Below are 20,204 nucleotides of genomic sequence, written 5' to 3' on the forward strand. Positions count from 1 at the left end.
GGCCGCGCCCTTTTCGCGTTCAGATTCTCAGGATTCGGGGCGTCTTGAATTCGACGTCCTCGCGGGCGGTCTCGACCATCTCCACCTCGACCTCATAGCGGGCGCGGAAGGCGTCGATGACCTCGTTCACCAGCTCCTCCGGGGCGCTGGCCCCGGCGGTCACGCCTACGGCGCTCACGCCCTCCAGAGCGCGCCAGTCGATGTCCGAGGCGCGCGGCGCCAGTTGGGCGTAGGCGCAGCCCGCCCGGCGCCCCACCTCCACCAGACGCAGGGAGTTCGAGGAGTTCGGCGCGCCGATCACGATCAGCGCCTGAATCTTCGGCGCCACGGCCTTCACCGCCGCCTGACGATTGGTCGTCGCGTAGCAGACGTCCTCGCGATGGGGGCCGGCGATCTCCGGGAAGCGGGCGCGCAGGGCGTCGATGGTGGCGGCGGCGTCGTCCACGGAAAGGGTCGTCTGAGTGGCGAAGGCCAGCTTCGCGCGGTCGGCGGGCTCGGGCAGAGCCGCCACGTCGGCGGGGCTGTCCACGAGCGTCACGGCGCCGGGCGGAAGCTGCCCCATGGAGCCCACCACCTCGATATGGCCCGCATGGCCGATCAGATAGATGTGGCGGCCCTCGGCGTGATGGCGCGTCATCTCGATATGCACTTTCGAGACCAGCGGACAGGTGGCGTCCACGGCGATCATCTCGCGGCGGGCGGCCTCGGCGGGCACGGATTTCGGCACGCCATGCGCCGAGAAGACCACCGGGCGGTCGTCGGGGCATTCCTCCAGCTCTTCGACGAAGATCGCGCCCTTGGCCCGCAGCCCGTCGACCACGAATTTATTATGGACGATCTCATGGCGCACATAGACCGGAGCGCCCCATTTCTCGATGGCCATCTCGACGATGCGCACGGCGCGGTCCACGCCCGCGCAAAAGCCGCGCGGCGCGGCGAGGTAAAGCTTGAGGGCGGGCTTGGTCATGAGGTTCATGCGGGAACGGGCCTCCGGCTCAGGATCGCGCCTCCGCCTATCAGAAGCCGGGGCCGAGGCCAAGACAAGCCGGATTCTCGCTAAGGAAGCCTTGCCGCCGAGGGATGTGAAGGCGTCTCAATGGGACATCGCCCAATCCAGCAGGATGAGAGCGATCCCCGCGACCACGCAGAACCAGCCCAGACGCCGCAGCAGCCCCCGGACTCCGGCGTCCGCGAGGGCGCGCCATCCCCTCCCCGCCTCGGCGACGCCCTGAAGATCCCGCCGGTCGATCTCCCGCCGGAGCAGCAGAAAGAGGATCGCCGCGCCCATCGCCGAGATCAGGCCGCCCAGAATCGTCATCTTCGCCGCTCTCCGTCAGGCCATGGACGCCCAAAGCTTGCGGAGAAGCGCCGCCGGACGCAATCTGATTCCTTAAACTCGAATCAACGCGAGGAGCCCATGGCCCTGACGAAAGACGACTTCCGCCGAGAAAGAGACCGCAGGCTGGCCGAAGCGGCCGCGCGCCGCGCGCCCTATGTGGATCTGAACGCGGGCGAGCTTCATCGGGCTCTCGGCGATTACCCCGGCCCGGATCATCAGATGTCCGTCTGTTGCGACGTCCTGCAGCAGGAGCAGCGCCTTGGCGATCTGGTCCTCTCGCCTTCGCTCAAGGGCAAGGGCGCCGCTCTGACCATCCGCTTCAAACTGCCGCGCTGAATCGAAAACGGCCCCTCGCGGGGCCGCTCCTTGTGTCTTCGCCTTCGGAAGGGCTCACGCCGCCTTGTCGTGGCGCGCGCGCAGGAGGCGCAGAACTTCGCGGGCGGCGTCGGGAATCGAGGTGCCGGGGCCGAAGATGCCCGCCACGCCCGCCGCGCGGAGGTAATCGTAATCCTGCTGCGGAATCACCCCGCCGCAGACCACCAGAACCTCCCCGGCGCCCTGATCCTTCAGCGCCTTGATCAGCGCCGGAGCGAGAGTCTTATGTCCCGCCGCCAGCGAGGAGACGCCCACGACATGCACGTCGTTGTCGATGGCGTCCTGAGCGGCCTCCTCGGGCGTCTGGAAGAGCGGCCCGACGTCCACGTCGAATCCGATGTCGGCGAAGGCGGTGGCGATGACCTTGGCGCCGCGGTCATGGCCGTCTTGGCCCATCTTGACCACCATCATGCGCGGACGACGGCCCTCGACCTCGGCGAAATCGGCGATCTCCTGCTGAATGGCGGCGTAATCGGCGTCGCCTTCGTAGGCCGCTCCATAGACTCCCGACAAGGTGCGCACCTCCGCCCGATGACGTCCGAAGACCTTCTCCAGATAATAGCTGATTTCGCCGACGCTGGCGCGGGCGCGGGCGGCCTCGACGGCGGCGGCGAGGATGTTGCCCCGCCCCGAGCGCGCGACCTCCTCCAGATCGTCGAGGGCCTTCTGACAGGCGGCCTCGTCGCGGGTGGAGCGGATCTTCTCAAGGCGGGCGATCTGCGCCACGCGGACCTTGGCGTTGTCCACTTCAAGGATCTCGATGGGATCCTCCTTCGGCGGACGGAACTTGTTCACGCCGACGATGACCTCTTCGCCGCGGTCCACGCGGGCCTGACGCCGGGCGGCGGCCTCCTCGATGCGCAGCTTCGGCAATCCCGAGGCCACGGCTTTGGTCATGCCGCCCATGGCCTCGACCTCGGCGATGAGCTTGCGCGCCTCTTTGATCAGCTCGGCGGTCAGGCTCTCGACGTAATAGCTGCCCGCGAGGGGGTCCACCACGTCGCAGACGCCGGTCTCGTTTTGCAGGATGAGCTGCGTGTTGCGGGCGATGCGCGCCGAGAAGTCGGTGGGCAGCGCGATGGCTTCGTCGAGGGCGTTGGTGTGCAGCGACTGCGTGCCGCCGAGCGCCGCCGACATGGCCTCATAGGCGGTGCGGACCACGTTGTTATAGGGATCCTGCTCCTGAAGGCTGACGCCGGAGGTCTGGCAATGGGTGCGCAGCATGAGGCTGCTTTGCTTCTTGGCGCCGAAATCCCTCATGATGTCCGCCCAGATGGTGCGGGCGGCGCGGAGCTTCGCGGCCTCCATGAAGAAATTCATGCCGATGGCGAAGAAGAAGGACAGACGCCCGGCGAATTCGTCGACGTCGAGGCCCTTGGCCATGGCCGCCCGGACGTATTCCATGCCGTCGGCGAGGGTGTAGCCCAATTCCTGCGCCAGCGTCGAACCCGCCTCCTGCATGTGATAGCCGGAGATCGAGATCGAATTGAATTTCGGCATGTTCGCGGCGGTGTAGCCGATGATGTCCGCGATGATCCGCATCGAGGGCTCGGGCGGATAGATGTAGGTGTTGCGGACCATGAACTCCTTGAGGATGTCGTTCTGAATGGTCCCGCTGAGATCGGCGATCTCGGCGCCCTGCTCCTGACCGGCCACGATGAAATTCGCGAGGATGGGAATCACCGCGCCGTTCATGGTCATCGAGACCGACATCTCCTTGAGCGGAATGCCGTCGAAGAGGATCTTCATATCCTCGACCGAATCGATGGCCACGCCCGCCTTGCCGACGTCGCCGACCACGCGCGGATGATCCGAATCATAGCCCCGGTGCGTCGCGAGGTCGAAGGCCACCGAGAGGCCCTTTTGTCCGCCCGCGAGGTTGCGGCGGTAAAAAGCGTTGGATTCCTCGGCGGTCGAGAAGCCGGCGTATTGGCGGATCGTCCAGGGGCGCCCGGCGTACATCGTCGCGCGCACGCCGCGCGTGAAGGGGAAAAAACCCGGCAAGCCGTTCAGATGGTCGATTCCCTCAAGATCCTCCGCCGTGTAAAGCGGCTTGACGGCGATTCCCTCCGGGGTCTCCACCGTGAGGTCGGAGAGGGGGCGATCCCGGAGCTCCTTCTGAGCGAGACGCTCCCAATCCCCGAGTTTCGGGGCCGCGGAATCGGGCGTTTTGGAGGTCATGGCGCGGCGCTCTCCATCGAACGAAGATTACGGATGCAAAAATGTTGCGTCGCACGATAGCTTGACGAAAGGAACGAAGGCAAGCGCCGCCGAACCCCTGAGGCGCCAAACCTGCAAGACCAGACCCGCAAGATCATGTTAAGCTCGCTTAACGGCGTCCCGCGCCGCGAAGGCGTCCCAGAAACGGATGAACCAAGATGCAGATCGTCGCGTTCTTCAACAACAAAGGCGGCGTGGGCAAGACCACGCTCCTCTGCAACATCGCGGCGGCCTGCGCGCAGGATCTCGGCAAGCGCGTGCTGATCGTCGACGCGGACCCCCAGCGCAACGCCAGCTTCTACACGCTGGAGGCCCCCGCCTTCAACGGCGTGGCCAAGACGGGCGGCCTGCACCGGATGCTCAGCAATCCGAAGGCGCCTCCGGCGACTTTGCTCGGCAGCGCGCATTTCGGCTGCCATGTGCTGCCCGGCGAGGCGGCCATGGCCGATCTGGCGCCGCAATTCGACGTGGCTTGGGCCGCGGGAGACGCGCCTTATATTCTGAACCTCAAAAGCGTCCTCGACGCCCAGCGCATGGATTACGATCTGATCCTGCTGGATCTGCCCCCCACGCTGAACGGCCTGACCCGCGCCGGGCTCATCGCCGCCGACGCCTTCGTCGCGCCTTTCGACATGGACATGTTCAGCCTCGAAGGGCTGAAGCTCATCAAGGATTGGGTCCGCCGCTGGGAGCCCGCATGGCGCGCCATGACCGAAACGCCGCCTGAAGCCTCCGTGCGCGCGCGCTTCATCGGCGGAATCGCCAACCGCATGACCAAGGACTCGGGCGAAAGCTCGGAGCAATACGGCGTCATCACCAAGCAGATCGATTCGCTGACCACGGCCATGGCCCGCGATCTCGGCGACCGGGTGCGCGGCGTGGACTACGTCGTGGCCGAGGTGCCGAATTTCGGCGAGGAGGCCGCCCACGCCAACCGCTGGCGCCGCCCGATCTTCGACGCGCGCATTCGTCCTGCGGCGCGTCAGGTCTTCGTGGCCGCCGCCGAGCAGATGCTCTCCAATCTGGAGCGTTTCGCCACCCTCGCCAAGGCGGCCTGAGCCCGACCGCCCTCCTCTAACGTCCTCCTCATCAGTTCTTCACGTCCTTCTGGCGGAATCGCTTCGGGAGGCGCGGCGATTCGTCCTTCCGCAGGCGGCGGATCGGAGCTTCGCGGCTCCGGGCGCGATCATCCCGGCGGACGGCCTCGCGCGTCCGGAGACCGGCCCTGACGACGGAGAGGATGCGGCGAACGGATGCGAATCGTAGCTTTCCTGGCGCATAAAGGAGGCGCGGGCAAAACCACCTTTCTTCTGCATCTGGCGGCTCTCTGCGCGCAGGGAGGCTTGCGCGTGCTGGTGGCCGACGCCGATCCTCAACGCAACGCCAGCTTCCATAGTCTGGAGATCGGCGCCCTGCGCGGCCAGAGCGAAGGAGCCCTGCGGCGGGCTTTGCGCGACGGCGCGGATCTGGATCCGACGCCCTTCGTGATGCGCAGCCCGCATTTCGGCTTCGACATCCTGCCCGGCGACACCAGCCTGCTCGAAGTCCTGCCCCGGCTGGAGGCCGCATGGAGCCGCGGCGACGCGCAGGCCATGCTTCAGATGCGGCGTCTGCTTCTGCGGCTGCATCGCAGCTATGATCTCGCTTTTCTGGATCTCGCGCCCGGCCCGAGCGCCTTGGCCAAGGCGGGTCTGATCGCCGCCGACGGCTTCGTGACTCCTTTCGGCATGTCGATGGCCAGCCTCGACGGGCTGCGCGCCTCCAAGGACTGGATACTGCATTGGGAGCCCCATTGGCGGAAGACTCTGGGCGCGCGGCCGCGCGGCGGCGTGCGGGCGCGGTTTCTGGGAGGGCTGGCGAATCGGGTCTCCGTGGATTCCCAAGCCCACCGGACTTTGATCGAGGGCGCGGGACGCCTGACCCGCAGCATGGCCCGCGAATTGGACGACCACCTTCCCGGCGCGAGCTACATCCTCGGGGCGGCGCCGGATTTCGGACCGCGCACGCTGGCCGCCCAGATCGCCAAACGGCCGATCTTCGCCGAGGTCGCGCCGGAATCGCGCGATATCTTCGTGCGCGCGGCGCGGCGGCTGCTCGACAACCTCAGCGAAGAGCGCGGATTCGCGGCGGCCTGACGGCGCGGCCTCAGGCGGGAATCCCGGCGTAGGCGTAGCGAAAGGCCTCCTGAAAGCCGAGCCGCGCGTAAAGCCGCCGCGCCGGAGCATTGGCCGCCTCCACCTGCACCGCCGCGAGTCCCGCGCCCAAATCCGCCGCCTGAGCCAGAGCCGCCCCCATCAGCGCCCGCCCGAGCCCTCGCCCCTGAGCCTCGGGCCGCACCGAAACCGCCGCGATCAAGGCCAGATCCTCCGCCGCCGCGACATAGGCCGCGCCCAAAGCGGCCTCGCCCTCATACAAGGTGACGAAGCGCCGAAGCTCCGGACGCCGCATCACCGCCAGACGCGCCGGAAAATCCTCCGGGCCATGGGATTCGATCCGCGCCCAAACCTCCGGAGGCTCCGGCGCGGCCGCGACCCGCAGATCCTCCGACGCGCCCCCGGCGGGAAGCGGCAGAACCAGCGCATGAGTCTCGTCGAAGGGCGCCGAGCCCCGCGCCGCCAGCCAATCCCGAACCGCCCGATCCTCAAGACGGATCTGCGCCAAAGGCCGCCGCCCGCGCGCCTCATACCAAGCCCGCGCCTCGGCCATGGCCTGATCCAGAGGCCGATCCGGCGCCCCGAAGACTCCGAGCGCGTTGGCCCGCTTGGTCGTCGAGGAATCGCTCCGCAGCAGCCAAGGCCCCAGAGCCTCCGTCTCGGCGGCGGGCCAGAGCCGGGCGCTCAGGGCGAAAAGACGCGCGGCTTCGTGATCGTCCATCTTTCCGGTCATGCGGCGGCTCCCCATATGAGGCCCGGATCTTACCCCCTGCGCGCTCGCGCCGCATCCGCCGAAAAGCGGGCCTGAGCTTTAAGGAAATCGGTTTTCGTTTCCGGCGACGCCCCTTAGCCTGCGCTGGAAATCTCCAAAGGAGTCCGCTCATGTCCGCGCGCCAGCTTCGTCTCGCCCCCTCCATCCTCTCGGCCGATTTCGCGAAGATCGGCGAGGAGATTCAGGCCATGGAGGCCGCCGGGGCCGACTGGATCCATGTGGACGTCATGGATAATCATTTCGTGCCGAATCTGACCTTCGGTCCGCCGGTCTGCTCGGCCATGCGCCCGCATATCAAAACCTTCATGGACGTCCATCTGATGATCTCGCCGGTGGACGCCTCGCTGGAGGCCTACGCCAAGGCGGGCGCCGACCTCATCACCGTCCACGCCGAGGCCGGGCCGCATCTCGACCGCACGTTGCAGGCGATCAAGAATCTGGGGAAACAGGCGGGCGTGGCGCTGAACCCCTCGACGCCGGAAAGCGCCGTGGCCTATGTCCTCGACCGCATCGACCTGATCTGCGTCATGACCGTGAATCCGGGCTTCGGCGGCCAGAGCTTCATCAAAAGCCAAGTCGAGAAGGTGCGCAATCTGCGCAAGATGATCGGCGAGCGCGACATCCGCATCGAGATCGACGGCGGCGTGACGCCCGAAACCGCGCCTCTGGTGGTCGCGGCGGGCGCCGACGTGCTCGTGGCGGGTTCGGCGGCCTTCAAGGGCGGCCCGACCTTCTATCGCTCCAATCTGGCGGAGATCCGCCGCGCCGGGGAATCCGCGTAATGCAGAAAGCCGTGATCTTCGACCTCGACGGAACGCTGATCGACAGCGCGCCCGACATCGCCCACGCCCTGAACCGGCTGCTCGAAGAGCGCGGGCTGGAGGCCTACGACCTGCCGACCGTCACCAGCTTCGTGGGCCATGGCGCGCCGCGTCTGCTGGAGCAGGCTTGGTCCGGACGCGGGAAAGCCCGCGAGCCGCATCAGGCCGCGACCGATCTCGACCGCTTTCAGGCGCTTTACGCCGAGGAGCCCACCCAGCGCACCCGGCTTTATCCCGGCGCCCGCGAAGCGCTGATCGCTTTGCGCGCCGCAGGCTATGATCTGGGGATCTGCACCAATAAGCCCGAGGCGCTCACCCATCAGGCCCTCAAGCAATTGGGGATCGACGGCTTATTCAAGGTCGTGGTCGGCGGCGACACCCTGCCCGAGCGCAAGCCCTCGCCGGAGCCTCTGGAGCTTTGCGCGCGCCATCTCGGGGCCGAACTGGCCGCCACGGCCTATGTCGGCGACAGCGAGGTGGACGCCGCCACGGCGGACGCCGCGGGCGCGCCCTTCCTGCTCCATACGGAAGGCTATCGCAAAGGCCCGATCAAAACCCAAGCCCTGCGCGCGGAGTTCTCCGATTTCGCCCGCCTGCCCGAACTCGTCGAGCGTCTCGCCCGCGAGGGCGAGGCCCGCCATAAATAAGGCGCGCGGATAAAGCTTCCGCTTCGCGCGCGAAGCGCTTATAAGGCGCGCTTCCCGCCCTTTCCCCCCTGGAGGGGGGCGGGTCGCCTAATTTATGGAGAATTCAGATGTCCGACGTCGTCGTCCTAGTCGCCGAGGCGCGTCCGGGAGTGGGCAAGGGGGCCGCTCGCCAGACCCGCCGCGAGGGCTATGTTCCCGCCGTGATCTATGGGGCTAAAAAAGAGCCCGTCACCATCCGCCTGCAGGGCAACGCGCTGCTGAAGACGCTGCATAAGGGCGGCTTCTTCACCACCATCTTCGAGATTCAGGTCGGCGGCGACTCGCATCACGCGATTCCGAAGGCGATCCAGAAGGACAAGCTCAACGGCCTGCCGACCCATGTGGACTTCCTGCGCGTCGAGCGCGGCGCCCTTATCGAGGTCGAGGTTCCGGTCCACTTCGAGAATCACGAAGCTTCGCCGGGTCTGAAGGCGGGCGGCTCGCTGAACGTGGCGCGCCATGTGGTCGAGCTGCGCGTCCCGAACAACGCCATCCCGGATTCGCTGACGGTCGATCTGACCGGCCTTGAGATCGGCGACACCGTGCACATCAGCAAGGTGGCTCTGCCTCAGGGCGCCTCGACGGTCATCGACCGCGACTTCACCGTCGCCTCCATCGCTCCGCCGGCCGAGGCCGAGGCGGGCGACGCCGAGGGCGAAGCCGAAGCCTGAGGCCTTGCGCCTTCGGTCACAGGTTGAGTTCAGCGCCCTCTCCGCCCCCGGAGAGGGCGTCTTCATGTTCGGGGAGTCCTTTTCATGTTGCTGCTCGTGGGCCTTGGCAATCCGGGGCCGGAATATGAACGCACGCGCCATAACGTCGGTTTTCTCGCGGTGGAGGAGATCGCGCGGGAGGCGGGCTTCGGCCCTTTCGGCAAACGCTTCCAAGGGCTGCTCGCCGAGGGGCGCCTAGGCGGCGAAAAGGCGCTGATCCTCAAGCCGCTGACCTATATGAACCTCTCCGGCCAATCGGTGGCCGAGGCGGCGCGCTTCTTCAAGATCCGCCCCGGACAACTCGTGGTCTTCCACGACGAGATCGACCTCGCGCCGGGCAAATTGCGCGTCAAGACCGGCGGCGGCCATGCGGGCCACAACGGCTTGCGCTCCATCGGCCAGCATCTCGGGCTTGATTTCCACCGGATCCGGATCGGCGTCGGGCATCCGGGCGTGAAGGAGGAGGTGGCGAATCACGTCCTCCACGCCTTCGCCAAAGCGGATGAAGTCTGGCTCGGGCCGATGCTTTCGGCGCTCGGAGCCGAGGCGCCGATTCTGGTCGAAGAGGATCTCGGCAAGGCCCTCGATAAATATCAGCAAAGAATCATGGCGCGGCTTCAGCCGCCCAAAGCCCCGAAGCCGCCCAAACCGCCCGAAGCCAAACCGCCCGAAGCCAAGTCGGCCGAGGCGAAGCTTGGGGCCGAAGACGCGCCCTCCCCCGCTCCGCAAAGCCCTTTAGAGGCTCTGCGGGCCCGTTTCTCCAAGGATGCGCCATGACGCTCTATCCCGCCCCCGCCCGCCGCTCCGAGGTGGATCCCTTCATCGTCATGGACGTGATGCGCGCCGCCGCCGCCGAAGAGGCCAAAGGCCGCCAGATCATCCATATGGAGGTCGGGCAGCCCGCCGCTCCCGCCCCGCGCAAGGCCCGCGAGGCCGTGCTCAAAGCGCTCTCTTCGGGCGATCCCATGGGCTACACCTTGGCCACCGGGCGCGAGGATCTGCGCGAGGCCCTCGCGGCGCGCTATAAGCGGCTTTACGGCGTCGCGCCCGATCCGGAGCAGATCGTGGTCACGACGGGATCTTCGGGGGCCTTTCTGCTGGCCTTCCTCGCGCTCTTCGACGCCGGATCGCGGGTGGCCATGGCCGATCCCTCCTATCCGAGCTACCGCAATATCTTCAGATCGCTGAACATCGAGCCCGTGAGTCTGCCCGCCGAAGCCTCGACGCGGTTTCAGCCGACTCCGGCGATGATCGAGGCGGCCCACGCCCAAGCGCCGCTCGCGGGAATCCTCGCCGCGAGCCCGGCCAATCCCACGGGCACGACTCTCGGCCGCCCCGAGATGGCCGCGCTGATCCAGACCTGCGCAAAGCTCGGAATCCCCTATATCTCCGACGAGATTTACAACGGCATCCTCTTCGAGGGCCGGGCTCCGGTCTCGGCGGTCCAGATTTCGGATCGCGCGCTGATCATCGACAGCTTTTCGAAATATCATTGCATGACCGGATGGCGGGTCGGCTGGATGGTGGTTCCGAAGCATCTGCTGCGCACGGTGGAGCGTCTGACGCAGAATCATCATATCTGCGCGCCCCATGTCAGCCAGATCGCGGCGCTGGGCGCATTGGAGGCCGACGAGGAGCTTTCCGCCCATGTCGCGACCTACGCCCGCAACCGCGAGATCCTGCTCGACGCCCTGCCCGGCCTCGGCTTCGCGGACATCGCTCCGGCGGACGGCGCCTTCTACATCTGGACCGACGTGAGCAAGTTCACGGCGAATTCTCCGGAGTTCTGCGCGCGGATGCTGCGCGAGGCGGGGGTGGCGGCGACTCCGGGCGTGGATTTCGACCCCGCCCGCGGCCTGAGCCGCATGCGCTTCTCCTACGCCCGCTCGACTGAGGACATGATCGAGGGCGCCCGCCGCCTGAAGGACTGGATTCAGGGCGGAATTTAGGGCCTGTCGACATTCAGGTTTCGGGCGCGGCGCGAGGGGATTTCGTTTCTGCACAGGAGAAGGCTCCGCCGTGGAGTTCGCTCCATAAGGAGGCTTCGACGCCTTCAGGAGCGAAATCCCCCGCGTCCCTACAGGATCTGGCGTCAATCGCCCATTTTTTCGTCGCGAAACCTGGATGAAGATCAACTTCACCTGCGATTTCGCTCCTCAAACCGGGAGATTGACGCTCAGACCGCGCTCCAAACCCTGAACGTCAACAGGCCCTAGAGCGCAATCCGAAAAGTTTGAAAGACTTTTCGGGTAAATTGCGCGACCAAACAAAAGCTTGGAGCCTTTAAACGATTCTCTTGATCGGAAAAGGCTCCAAGCTCAAACTCCCAGAGAAGCCGAAACTCGAAGCCGAAACCTCTCCGGGGAGACCTTCCATGTCCTATGCTTTGCGCGATCCTTCCTTGCTGAAACAGGCCGCCTATGTGGCGGGCGAGTGGATCGAGGCGAAGGGGCAAGGGATCGCCGTGCGCAATCCCTCGACGGGCGAGGTCGTGGGCCATGTCCCCAAGCTCGGCGCCGCCGAGACCGAACGCGCGATCAAAGCGGCCCAGCAGGCTCAGAAGGCTTGGGCCGCCCGCACCGCCAAGGATCGCGCGGGCGTGCTGCGCCGCTGGTATGAGCTGACCATGGAGAACCAAGAGGATCTCGGCGCGATCCTCACCATGGAGCAGGGCAAGCCCTTCGCCGAGGCCAAAGGCGAAATCGCTTATGGCGCCAGCTTCCTCGAATGGTTCGCCGAAGAGGGCCGCCGCGCCTATGGCGAGATCATCCCCGGCCATCAGCCCGACAAACGCCTGCTCGTGCTGAAGCAGCCCATCGGCGTGGTGGGCGCGATCACGCCGTGGAACTTCCCCAACGCCATGATCACCCGCAAGGCCGGACCCGCCTTCGCCGCCGGATGCGCCATGGTGCTGAAGCCCGCCTCTCAGACGCCTTTCTCGGCCATGGCCCTCGCGCTTCTGGGCGAGAAGGCGGGCCTGCCGAAAGGACTCTTCTCGGTGCTGACGGGAAGCGCCTCCGAGATCGGCGCGGCTCTGACCTCCAGCCCCGTCGTGCGGAAGATCACCTTCACCGGCTCCACCGAGATCGGCGCGCAGCTCATGGCGCAAAGCGCCCCGACCATCAAGAAGCTCGGGCTTGAGCTGGGCGGCAACGCGCCTTTCCTCGTCTTCGACGACGCGGATCTGGATGCGGCGGTGGAGGGCGCTTTGATCGCCAAATTCCGCAATAACGGTCAAACCTGCGTCTGCGCCAACCGCATCTACGTGCAGAAGGGCGTTTACGACGCCTTCGCGCAGAAGCTCGCGGCGGCGGTGGGCCGCATGAAGACCGGCGACGGCTTCGACGAAGGCGTGAACTTCGGCCCCCTCATCGACGAAAAAGCCGTGGAGAAGGTCGAGGCCCATATCTCCGACGCGGTGTCGAAAGGCGCACAGGTGGCGCTCGGCGGCCGTCGGCATGAGAAAGGCGGCTTCTTCTTCCAGCCGACCCTGCTCACCGGCGTGACGCCCGACATGGCCGTCTCGCGCGAAGAGACCTTCGGCCCGGTGGCCCCGCTCTTCGCCTTCGAGACCGAGGCCGAAGCCGTGGAGCTGGCCAACGACACCGAATTCGGACTCGCCTCTTATTTCTACGCGCGGGACATGGCGCGGGTCTGGCGGGTCTCGGAGGCGCTGGAATACGGCATGGTCGGCGTGAACACCGGCCTGATCTCCACCGCCGAGGCGCCTTTCGGCGGCGTCAAGTCCTCAGGCCTCGGCCGGGAGGGCTCGCGATACGGTCTGGAGGAGTTTCTCGAAATCAAGTATGTTTGTCTCGGCGGAGTCTCCTGATCGCGTAAAATATTCACTCTGGCGCACAGCGCTCTCCTTTCAGGCGAAAACGCCGCATCGACGCCTCACCAATCCGTCATTCATGGGGGGGAGGAATGCGTTTGGGTAAAGTTTCGTTGACGATTTTCGAGGCCCTTCCTAGGTTTCGACCCATGCCGGGGGGCTTCGTTTCAGAAGGGCGTGCGCGTGTCCGATCAGCTTAGGCGTTTTGTGTTTCTTCAGGGTCCGCATGGTCCCTTTTTCGGCGAGCTCGCCGTCGCTCTCCAGCAGGAGGGTGCGCAGGTCTCCCGCATCGGCTTCAATCAGGGCGACCGCTACGAATGGCCGGAGGCCTTTCCTTACGAGGCCTTCAACCAGCCGCTCGAAGATTTGCAGGATTTTCTCCAGTTCTACTTTCAGCGGCGCGGAGCCACCGACCTCGTGCTGTACGGCGACACGCGCCCCGCCCACCGGCTGGCGCTGGAGGCCGCGCGCCGCGCCGGAATCCGCACGCATATCCTCGAAGAGGGGTATCTGCGCCCCCATTGGATCACTTACGAGCGTCAGGGCGCGAACGGCTATTCGCGGCTGATGGACGTCAGCCTGAAGGAGATGCGCGGCGTCTCCGCCGAGGAGAGCGAGGCTGAGGCTCAGGCCTCGCCGCCGCCCGCGCGCTGGGGCTCGACGCGCCAGCACATCGTCCAGAGCCTGCGCTATCACTTCCAGGTCTGGACCCGCAACCGCGCCTATAAGAACTATCAGCGCCATCGCGAGCTGACCCTCACGCAGGAGCTGGGCGTCTGGCTGCGCCGCACCGCCCGCCGGCCTGTGGACCGGACGCGGCTGCGCCTCACGGAGCGGCGGCTCATGGCCGATCCGCGGCCGAACTTCATGGTTCTGCTTCAGCTCGGCTTCGATCCCTCGATGAGCGCGCACAGCAGCTTCCGCAATCTCACCGAGATGGTGGAGTTCTGCCTCAAAGCCTTCGCCGAGGCCGCGCCCGACATGGATCCGGAGACCATGCTCGTCTTCAAAGCCCATCCTCTGGAGGACGGCCGCGAGAAGCTGCATCGCCTGATTCCCGAAACGGCCCGCCGCTACGGGCTGGAGGGCCGCGTCGCCTTCGTGGACGGCGGGATGCTCAGCGATCTGCTCAACCGCCCGACGGTTCGGGGCGTGGTCACCATCAACTCCACCGCCGCCCATCAGGCGATCTGGCGCGGATTGCCGACCATGGCGCTCGGGCGGGCGGTCTACGACAAGCCCGGCCTGACTTCGCGGCGGCCGGATCTGAAAAGCTTCTTCTCCGATCCCGACGCGCCGGATAAACAGACCTATCAGGTCTTCCGGAGATTCCTCGAAGCCACCTCTCAGATCCGCGGCGGCTTCTACGCCGATCACGAACGGGGTCTCGGCATGGGGCGTCTGGTCGGCATGATGCTTGCCAGTGAAGATCCCTATGACGGCTATGTGCGCTCCGACGCCCGCGAAGGCTGGCCGGAGGCGGCGGAATAGACGGACGGGACGCAGCGAATTTGAGGGACGGCATATGATTCTCGGTCGATTCATGGCGGCGGCGCTCCTCGCCGCCATGGCGCTTGCAGGATGCGACAAGACCCCGCGCGGCGGACCCCTCGCTTGGGAGATCTCCGACGCCGCCGTGGAGGGACAGGTCCCCTACGACCTTATCCCCATCGACGCCGACGTGGCCCGTCTGGCCCGCATAGACCGCGTCTACGCCATGCCGCCCGACTATATCCGCACCGCCCCCGAAGATTACGCGAAGATCGCGCCGGGAGAGGAGCTGTCCATCCGGATTTGGGAGAACGTCGACGAAGGCGTCTTCACCGCGGTCGGCTCGCGCAACTCCGAAATCGGCACGGTGACGGTGGACGAGGTCGGCCAGATCTTCCTGCCCTATGTCGGATTCGTGGACGCCGCCGGACGCAGCGTCGCCGATCTGCGCCGCGAGATCCGCGCCAGCCTCGCCGAAAAGACCCTTGATCCCCAGATCGAGATCCGCCGCGCCAAAGAAACGCCCCGCAGCGTCTCGATTCAGGGCGCGGTGGCCACGCCCGGCGTCTATCCGCTCTCCTCCGGCGAGGATTCGCTGATGCGTCTGCTCGCGCGGGCGGGCGGTTCGACCCTTCAGCCGGAGATCACCTTCGTGACTCTGCGCCGCCGCGGCCAGAGCATTCGTCTGCCGCTCTCGACGATCTACGCCACGCCCCGCTACGACGTGACGCTGGTCAGCGGCGACGCCCTGATCCTCGAGCGCGATCCGCGATTCTACACCGCCATGGGCGCCGTGCGCGGCGCCGGACGCCGCGAATTCACCGGCCCCGACATGACCCTCATGGACGCCCTCGGCGCGAGCGGCGGCCTGAACGACGATCAGGCCAATCCGACGGGCGTCTTCGTCTATCGCTTCGAGGAGGCCGACCGGCTGGCGCGCTATCGCTTCAAGCGCATCACGGCCCCCGACGATCCGACTCCGGTGGACGCGGCGGGAATCGAGACTTTATCTCTGCCGAGCGCCGCCATTTCGCCGGGCCTGCATCGGGTGATCTATCAGCTCGACATGCGCCGTCCGGACACGATCTTCTACGCTAAGGCCTTCCAGCTGCGCGAAGACGATCTGATCTTCGTCACCAACGCGCCCATCGTCGAATGGAGGAAGATCATGAGCCTGATCTCCATGGGCACGGGCGCCGTCAGCTCGGCGGGCGGCACCGCCAGCACGTTTGGAGTCCAGTGAGCCCCAAGCCGCCGCCCTGCGGGCGCGGCGGCTGGGGAGCCTCTCGACTTATCTCCTCCGAAACCGGCGCTTGCGCCGGTTTTTGGCTTTGGCGGGCTGGCGTCTGGTCCCGGCCTACGGCTTCGGCGAGGTCGAGGCTCTGGCGGGCTGGGGCTATAACCGCCGCGCCCAAGCCGCCCGCGAGCTGGCCGCCCGGCGCGGAATTCCCTATCTCGCGCTGGAGGATGGGTTTCTCCGCTCTCTGGCTCTGGGCGTGGAGGGCGCGCCGCCTTTCAGCCTGCTGATCGACTCGACGGGCGTTTATTACGATTGCTCCGCGCCTTGCGATCTGGAGGCCGCCATAGGCGCGGGGCTCGCGCCGGGCGAAGAGGCCCGCGCCGCCGCCGGAATCGCCCGACTGAGGGCGCGACGGCTGTCGAAATTCAACCTCGCGCCGCCCGATCTCGCGGATCCGCCCGAGCCGGGCTTCGTCCTCGTCGTGGATCAAACCTTCGGCGACGCCTCCATCCGTTACGGCGGCGCGGAGCCGCGCGGCTTCGCCCGCATGCTGGAGGCCGCCCGCGACGAGAATCCCGGCGCGCGAATCCTGCTCAAGACCCACCCCGACGTCCTCGCAGGGAAGAAGCGCGGGCATTTCGAGGATCCCGCCGCGCTGAAGGGCGTCGAGATCTGGACGCGCGCGGCCTCGCCTTGGGCGCTGATCGAACGGGCCTCTGCGGTCTACGCGGTCACCAGCCAGATGGGCGCCGAGGCGCTCTTCGCCGGGAAGCGCGTCCGCTGCTTCGGCCTGCCCTTTTACGCCGGATGGGGCGCGACGGCGGACGACCTCCCCGCCCCCGCCCGCCGCGCCGCCCATGGTCCGCGCGGGGCCTTGGAGATCTTCGCCGCCGGATGGCTGCGCCGCCCCCTCTATTACGATCCGCGCCTCGACGCCCTGACGGATTTCGAAACCATCGCCGATCTGCTCGCCGAGGCGCGCGACCGCGATCTGGCCAACCGCCGCCCGAGCTTCTGCCTTGGGATGGCTTTCTGGAAGCCGCCGGTGCTGCGGGCCTATTTCGGCTCCAGCCGGACGCGGCCGCGGATCCTCCGCGGCCCGGAGGCCGCTTTGACCGAAGCCCGCGCGGCGCCGGAATCGCGGATTCTCGTCTGGGCGGGCAAGGAGCCCGCGGGCCTCGCCGAGGCGGCGGCGGCGCAGAACACCCCGCTTCTGCGGGTGGAGGACGGATTCCTGCGCTCCATCGGCCTCGGCGCGGATCTTTTGCCGCCCGCCTCCCTCGTGGCCGATTCGCAGGGGATTTATTACGATCCCACCCGCCCGAGCGATCTCGAATCCCTCATCCAGAACGGCGACTTTCCTCCGGAGCTTCTGGAGAGAGCGGCCGCTTTGCGGCGGATGCTCGCGGCGGCGGACGTGAGCAAATACAACCTCGGCCGCAAACCCGAGATCGCGATTCCCGAAGGACGCCGCATGGTCCTCGCGGTGGGGCAGGTCGAGGACGACGCCTCGATTCTCCGGGGCGGCGGCGCGGTGCGGACGAATCTCGGGCTGATCGAGGCGGCGCGGGCGGCGAATCCCGAGGCTTTCCTGATCTTCAAGCCGCATCCCGACGTGGAGGCCCTGCGCCGCAAGGGGGCGGTCCCGGAATCCGCGCTGAAGGGCCTCGCCGACGCGACGGCCCGCGATTCGGCGCCGCATGATCTGATTCTCCGCGCGCAGGAGGTCTGGACCATGACCTCGCTGCTGGGCTTCGAGGCGATCCTGCGCGACCGCCCCGTGACCTGCCTCGGGGCGCCTTTCTACGCGGGCTGGGGCCTGACGCGCGACCTTGGGCCGATCCCCGCGCGCCGGACCCGCCGCGCCACGCTCGACGAGCTGACGGCGGCGGCTTTGATCCTCTATCCGACCTATCTCGACCCTTTGACGGGGCTTCCGGCCTCTCCGGAGCTCATCGCGGCGCGTTTGGCCCGCCGAGACCCCCGACTCGCGCGCCACGCGAATCCGGCGCGGCGGCTCGGCGCCCGGCTCTGGGGCGGCTGGTTGTCTTTACGGGCGCGCGCAAGCGGCGAAATCTAAGTTTCGCCGCAGGATAAAGCCGGAGAGCCTCCGATTCGATCTTGGATGCTCTTATTCTTATCCCGGCTTTTAGAAGAAAATTGCGCATTGATGAAATTTCAGTAAATATGCGCCGGCGGATGGCGTGGGGAGTCGACTCCTGCGCGAATCGCGGTCGACGAGCAAAGACCGCCAAGCGCCGTCAAAGGAAGCATCAGGGAGAGGGAACGCATTATGACGACACCCAACATCGATTGGGCGCAAGCGGCGCGGGACCCGCGCTTCGTGGAGATGGTGGAGAAAAAGCGGAAGTTCCTTTTCTCGCTCATGGCCTTCTCCGTGGTCTTCTACTTCTTGCTGCCTCTGGGCGCGGCCTACGCGCCCGGACTCTGGGCGACCAAGATCTTCGGCGTGGTGAATTTCGGCCTGCTCTTCGCGATTTCGCAATTCATCGTCGCCTGGAGCATCGCCTTCATCTACACGCGCCGCGCCAACCGCGAATTCGACGCCGCCTCCGAAGCCCTCAAGCGCGACATCCTCGCGCAAGCCGGCCAGCGCGCCTAAGGAGCCTTCCATGAAGAAAACTCAAGGCGGCGCTCTCGCGCTTGCGGCCGCGGCCGCCCTCTTCGCCTCCCCCGCCCTCGCTCAGAGCGCCGGCGTGGTCGCGCCGGAATTCCGCTGGCTGACCTTCCTCGTCTTCGCGGCGATCATCGGCCTGACGATGTTCGTGACCTATCGCGCGGCCAGCAAGGTGAAGTCGGCCTCCGACTTCTACACCGCCGGCGGCGGCATCAGCGGCGTCCAGAACGGCTGGGCCATCGCGGGCGACTACCTCTCCGCGGCCTCCTTCCTCGGCATCGCGGGCCTGATCTCGATCTACGGCTATGACGGCTTCATGTATTCGGTGGGTTGGCTCGTGGCCTACATCACCGTGCTGCTGGTCATCGCCGAGCCCTGCCGCAACATCGGCAAATACACGCTCGCCGACATTCTGGCCTATCGCAACAACCCGAAGGCCACGCGCATCGTGGGCGCGATCTCGGTGATCGTCGTCTCGACCTTCTACCTGACGGCGCAGATGGTCGGTGGCGGCGTGCTGGTCAAGACGCTGATCGGCATCGATTATAAGATTTCGGTCGTCACGGTGGGCATGCTCATGCTCGCCTATGTGATCTTCGGCGGCATGGTCGCCACGACCTATGTGCAGATCATCAAGGCGATTCTGCTGGTCATCGCCTCCATCGTGCTGGTTCTGCTGGTCTGGAGCCAATACGGCTTCTTCGGCGGCTTCCTTGAGAACGCCGTCAACGACCCGAAGATTCAGGCCCGCGTCGTGCAGCTGCTCGGCGATAAATCCGCAGGCATGACCGCGACCGAACTCGGCCAGCGCTTCCTTGAGCCCGGCCTCTACTTCACCAGCCCGCTCGACCAGATTTCTCTGGGCCTCGCGCTGGTCTTCGGCACCGCCGGCCTGCCCCACATCCTGATGCGCTTCTTCACCGTGCCTTCGGCGAAGGAAGCCCGCGTCTCGGTGATCTGGGCCATGGCCATCATCGGCGGCTTCTACGTGCTGACCCTCTTCCTCGGCCTCGGCGCCGCGATGAAGGTGGGCGCGCCCAACATCCTGCTCGCCGACCGCGGCGGCAACATGGCGGCTCCGATCCTCGCGCAATATCTGGGCGGCGGCGCGGATTCCATGCTCGGCAACTTCATGCTGGCCTTCGTGGCGGCGGTGGCCTTCGCGACCATCGTGGCGGTCGTGGCCGGTCTGGTGCTGGCTTCGGCCTCGGCCATCGCGCATGACCTTTACGTCGGCGTGATCCGCGGCGGCTCGGCCACGGCTGAAGAGCAGGTCAAGGCGGCCCGCATCGCCAGCTTGGTGGTGGGCGCCATGGCCATCGTCATCGGCATCGCGGCCGAGGGCCAGAACGTGGCCCATCTGGTGGCGCTCGCCTTCGCGGTGGCGGCTTCGGCCAACTTCCCCTGCATTCTGCTGACGCTCTTCTGGAAGCGCTGCAACACGGGCGGCATCGTGCTGGGCATGATCGTGGGCACCTTGTCGGCGATCCTGCTGGTGCTGGCCTCGCCCAACACCGAATATCCGAACACCGTCCGCAACAACGCCAATACGGCGATCGCCACCCAGACCGCCCGCATCGAGACGCTGAACGCCGAGCTTGCGACGGCCGCGGACGCGGCCCGTCAGGCCGAGATCCGCACGGCCATCTCCAGCTCCGAGGCCGCGATCGCCTCCGCCCGCGCCAACATCGCGCGCGTCGAAGGCCGCACCACCAACCTCCTCGGCCTGAGCGAACCGCTGATCGGCCTGCGCAATCCGGGCATCATCTCGATCCCGCTGGGCTTCCTTGCGGTGATTCTGGGCTCGCTGCTCTGGCGCGATCCGCGCTCCGAAGCTCTGTGGGACGAGGTTTACGTCCGTCAGAACACGGGCCTCGGCGCCGCTGCGGCCAGCAAGCACTAAGGAGGCGGCCGGAGCGGTCGA

General features: G+C 66.7%; 18 protein-coding genes. 14 read left to right on the top strand and 4 right to left on the bottom strand.

Annotated elements, in window-relative coordinates; genetic code table 11:
• Positions 1 to 19: 19 nt before the first annotated feature.
• Together ispH and B161_RS0114095 are read right to left on the bottom strand one after the other, a co-directional pair.
• Complete coding sequence (gene ispH / locus B161_RS0114090; protein ID WP_026310449.1) at positions 20 to 967, bottom strand: 4-hydroxy-3-methylbut-2-enyl diphosphate reductase; 948 nt, start codon at positions 965 to 967, stop codon at positions 20 to 22.
• 126 nt (positions 968 to 1,093) lie between these two features.
• Entirely contained in the window at positions 1,094 to 1,318 is a 225-nt protein-coding gene (locus tag B161_RS0114095) for a hypothetical protein (protein ID WP_018634088.1), read from the bottom strand.
• Positions 1,319 to 1,417: 99 nt separating this feature from the next.
• Between B161_RS0114095 and B161_RS0114100 the strand changes: the two genes are divergently transcribed.
• Positions 1,418 to 1,675, top strand: a complete 258-nt coding sequence (locus tag B161_RS0114100) for a hypothetical protein (protein WP_018634089.1) — start codon at positions 1,418 to 1,420, stop codon at positions 1,673 to 1,675.
• Positions 1,676 to 1,729: 54 nt separating this feature from the next.
• On the opposite strand, the gene scpA is transcribed toward B161_RS0114100, so the two are convergent.
• A complete protein-coding gene (gene scpA, locus B161_RS0114105) occupies positions 1,730 to 3,895 on the bottom strand; it encodes a methylmalonyl-CoA mutase (protein WP_018634090.1) in 2,166 nt (721 codons plus the stop codon).
• Positions 3,896 to 4,092: 197 nt separating this feature from the next.
• Here scpA and B161_RS19030 point away from each other — a divergent pair, with 197 nt between their 5' ends.
• Entirely contained in the window at positions 4,093 to 4,992 is a 900-nt protein-coding gene (locus B161_RS19030) for a ParA family protein (RefSeq protein ID WP_018634091.1), read from the top strand.
• Between the two features lie 195 nt (positions 4,993 to 5,187).
• Entirely contained in the window at positions 5,188 to 6,069 is an 882-nt protein-coding gene (locus B161_RS0114115) for a ParA family protein (protein ID WP_018634092.1), read from the top strand.
• 10 nt (positions 6,070 to 6,079) lie between these two features.
• Here the strand turns inward: B161_RS0114115 and B161_RS0114120 are convergent, their stop codons facing one another.
• A complete protein-coding gene (locus tag B161_RS0114120; protein ID WP_018634093.1) occupies positions 6,080 to 6,820 on the bottom strand; it encodes a GNAT family N-acetyltransferase in 741 nt (246 codons plus the stop codon).
• A gap of 149 nt (positions 6,821 to 6,969) precedes the next feature.
• Here B161_RS0114120 and rpe point away from each other — a divergent pair, with 149 nt between their 5' ends.
• The 11 genes from rpe (at position 6,970) to B161_RS0114175 (ending at position 20,183) form a co-directional block, all read left to right on the top strand.
• Positions 6,970 to 7,641 (top strand): ribulose-phosphate 3-epimerase, encoded by a 672-nt coding sequence (rpe, locus tag B161_RS0114125; RefSeq protein WP_018634094.1) that lies wholly within the window; start codon positions 6,970 to 6,972, stop codon positions 7,639 to 7,641.
• A complete protein-coding gene (gph, locus tag B161_RS18185; RefSeq protein WP_018634095.1) occupies positions 7,641 to 8,327 on the top strand; it encodes a phosphoglycolate phosphatase in 687 nt (228 codons plus the stop codon). Before rpe ends, gph begins: the two co-directional genes overlap by 1 nt.
• 107 nt (positions 8,328 to 8,434) lie before the next feature.
• Positions 8,435 to 9,037, top strand: a complete 603-nt coding sequence (locus B161_RS0114135; RefSeq protein ID WP_018634096.1) for a 50S ribosomal protein L25/general stress protein Ctc — start codon at positions 8,435 to 8,437, stop codon at positions 9,035 to 9,037.
• 84 nt (positions 9,038 to 9,121) lie between these two features.
• The gene (gene pth / locus B161_RS0114140) at positions 9,122 to 9,853 is read left to right on the top strand and encodes an aminoacyl-tRNA hydrolase (protein ID WP_018634097.1); all 732 of its coding nucleotides are present in this window, start codon (positions 9,122 to 9,124) and stop codon (positions 9,851 to 9,853) included.
• Positions 9,850 to 11,025, top strand: a complete 1,176-nt coding sequence (locus tag B161_RS0114145) for a pyridoxal phosphate-dependent aminotransferase (RefSeq protein WP_018634098.1) — start codon at positions 9,850 to 9,852, stop codon at positions 11,023 to 11,025. The genes pth and B161_RS0114145 overlap by 4 nt, the downstream gene beginning before the upstream one ends.
• A 425-nt stretch (positions 11,026 to 11,450) precedes the next feature.
• A complete protein-coding gene (locus B161_RS0114150) occupies positions 11,451 to 12,908 on the top strand; it encodes an NAD-dependent succinate-semialdehyde dehydrogenase (protein WP_018634099.1) in 1,458 nt (485 codons plus the stop codon).
• A gap of 186 nt (positions 12,909 to 13,094) precedes the next feature.
• Positions 13,095 to 14,402, top strand: coding sequence for a capsular polysaccharide export protein, LipB/KpsS family (locus tag B161_RS18190; RefSeq protein WP_157755658.1), 1,308 nt, complete (start codon positions 13,095 to 13,097; stop codon positions 14,400 to 14,402).
• Positions 14,403 to 14,436: 34 nt separating this feature from the next.
• Positions 14,437 to 15,645 carry a polysaccharide biosynthesis/export family protein gene (locus tag B161_RS0114160; RefSeq protein WP_018634101.1) on the top strand — a complete coding sequence of 403 codons (1,209 nt, stop codon included), beginning with the start codon at positions 14,437 to 14,439 and terminating at the stop codon, positions 15,643 to 15,645.
• A gap of 70 nt (positions 15,646 to 15,715) precedes the next feature.
• On the top strand, positions 15,716 to 17,722 hold the full coding sequence (locus B161_RS18195) for a capsular polysaccharide biosynthesis protein (protein WP_018634102.1): 2,007 nt from the start codon (positions 15,716 to 15,718) through the stop codon (positions 17,720 to 17,722).
• Between the two features lie 213 nt (positions 17,723 to 17,935).
• Positions 17,936 to 18,265: a DUF485 domain-containing protein gene (locus B161_RS0114170; protein ID WP_018634103.1), complete on the top strand. Its 330-nt coding sequence runs from the start codon at positions 17,936 to 17,938 to the stop codon at positions 18,263 to 18,265.
• Between the two features lie 10 nt (positions 18,266 to 18,275).
• Positions 18,276 to 20,183, top strand: coding sequence for a solute symporter family protein (locus B161_RS0114175; protein WP_018634104.1), 1,908 nt, complete (start codon positions 18,276 to 18,278; stop codon positions 20,181 to 20,183).
• Positions 20,184 to 20,204 lie beyond the last annotated feature (21 nt).

This window comes from Neomegalonema perideroedes DSM 15528, assembly GCF_000374145.1.
Classification (GTDB): Bacteria; Pseudomonadota; Alphaproteobacteria; order Rhodobacterales; family Rhodobacteraceae; genus Neomegalonema; species Neomegalonema perideroedes.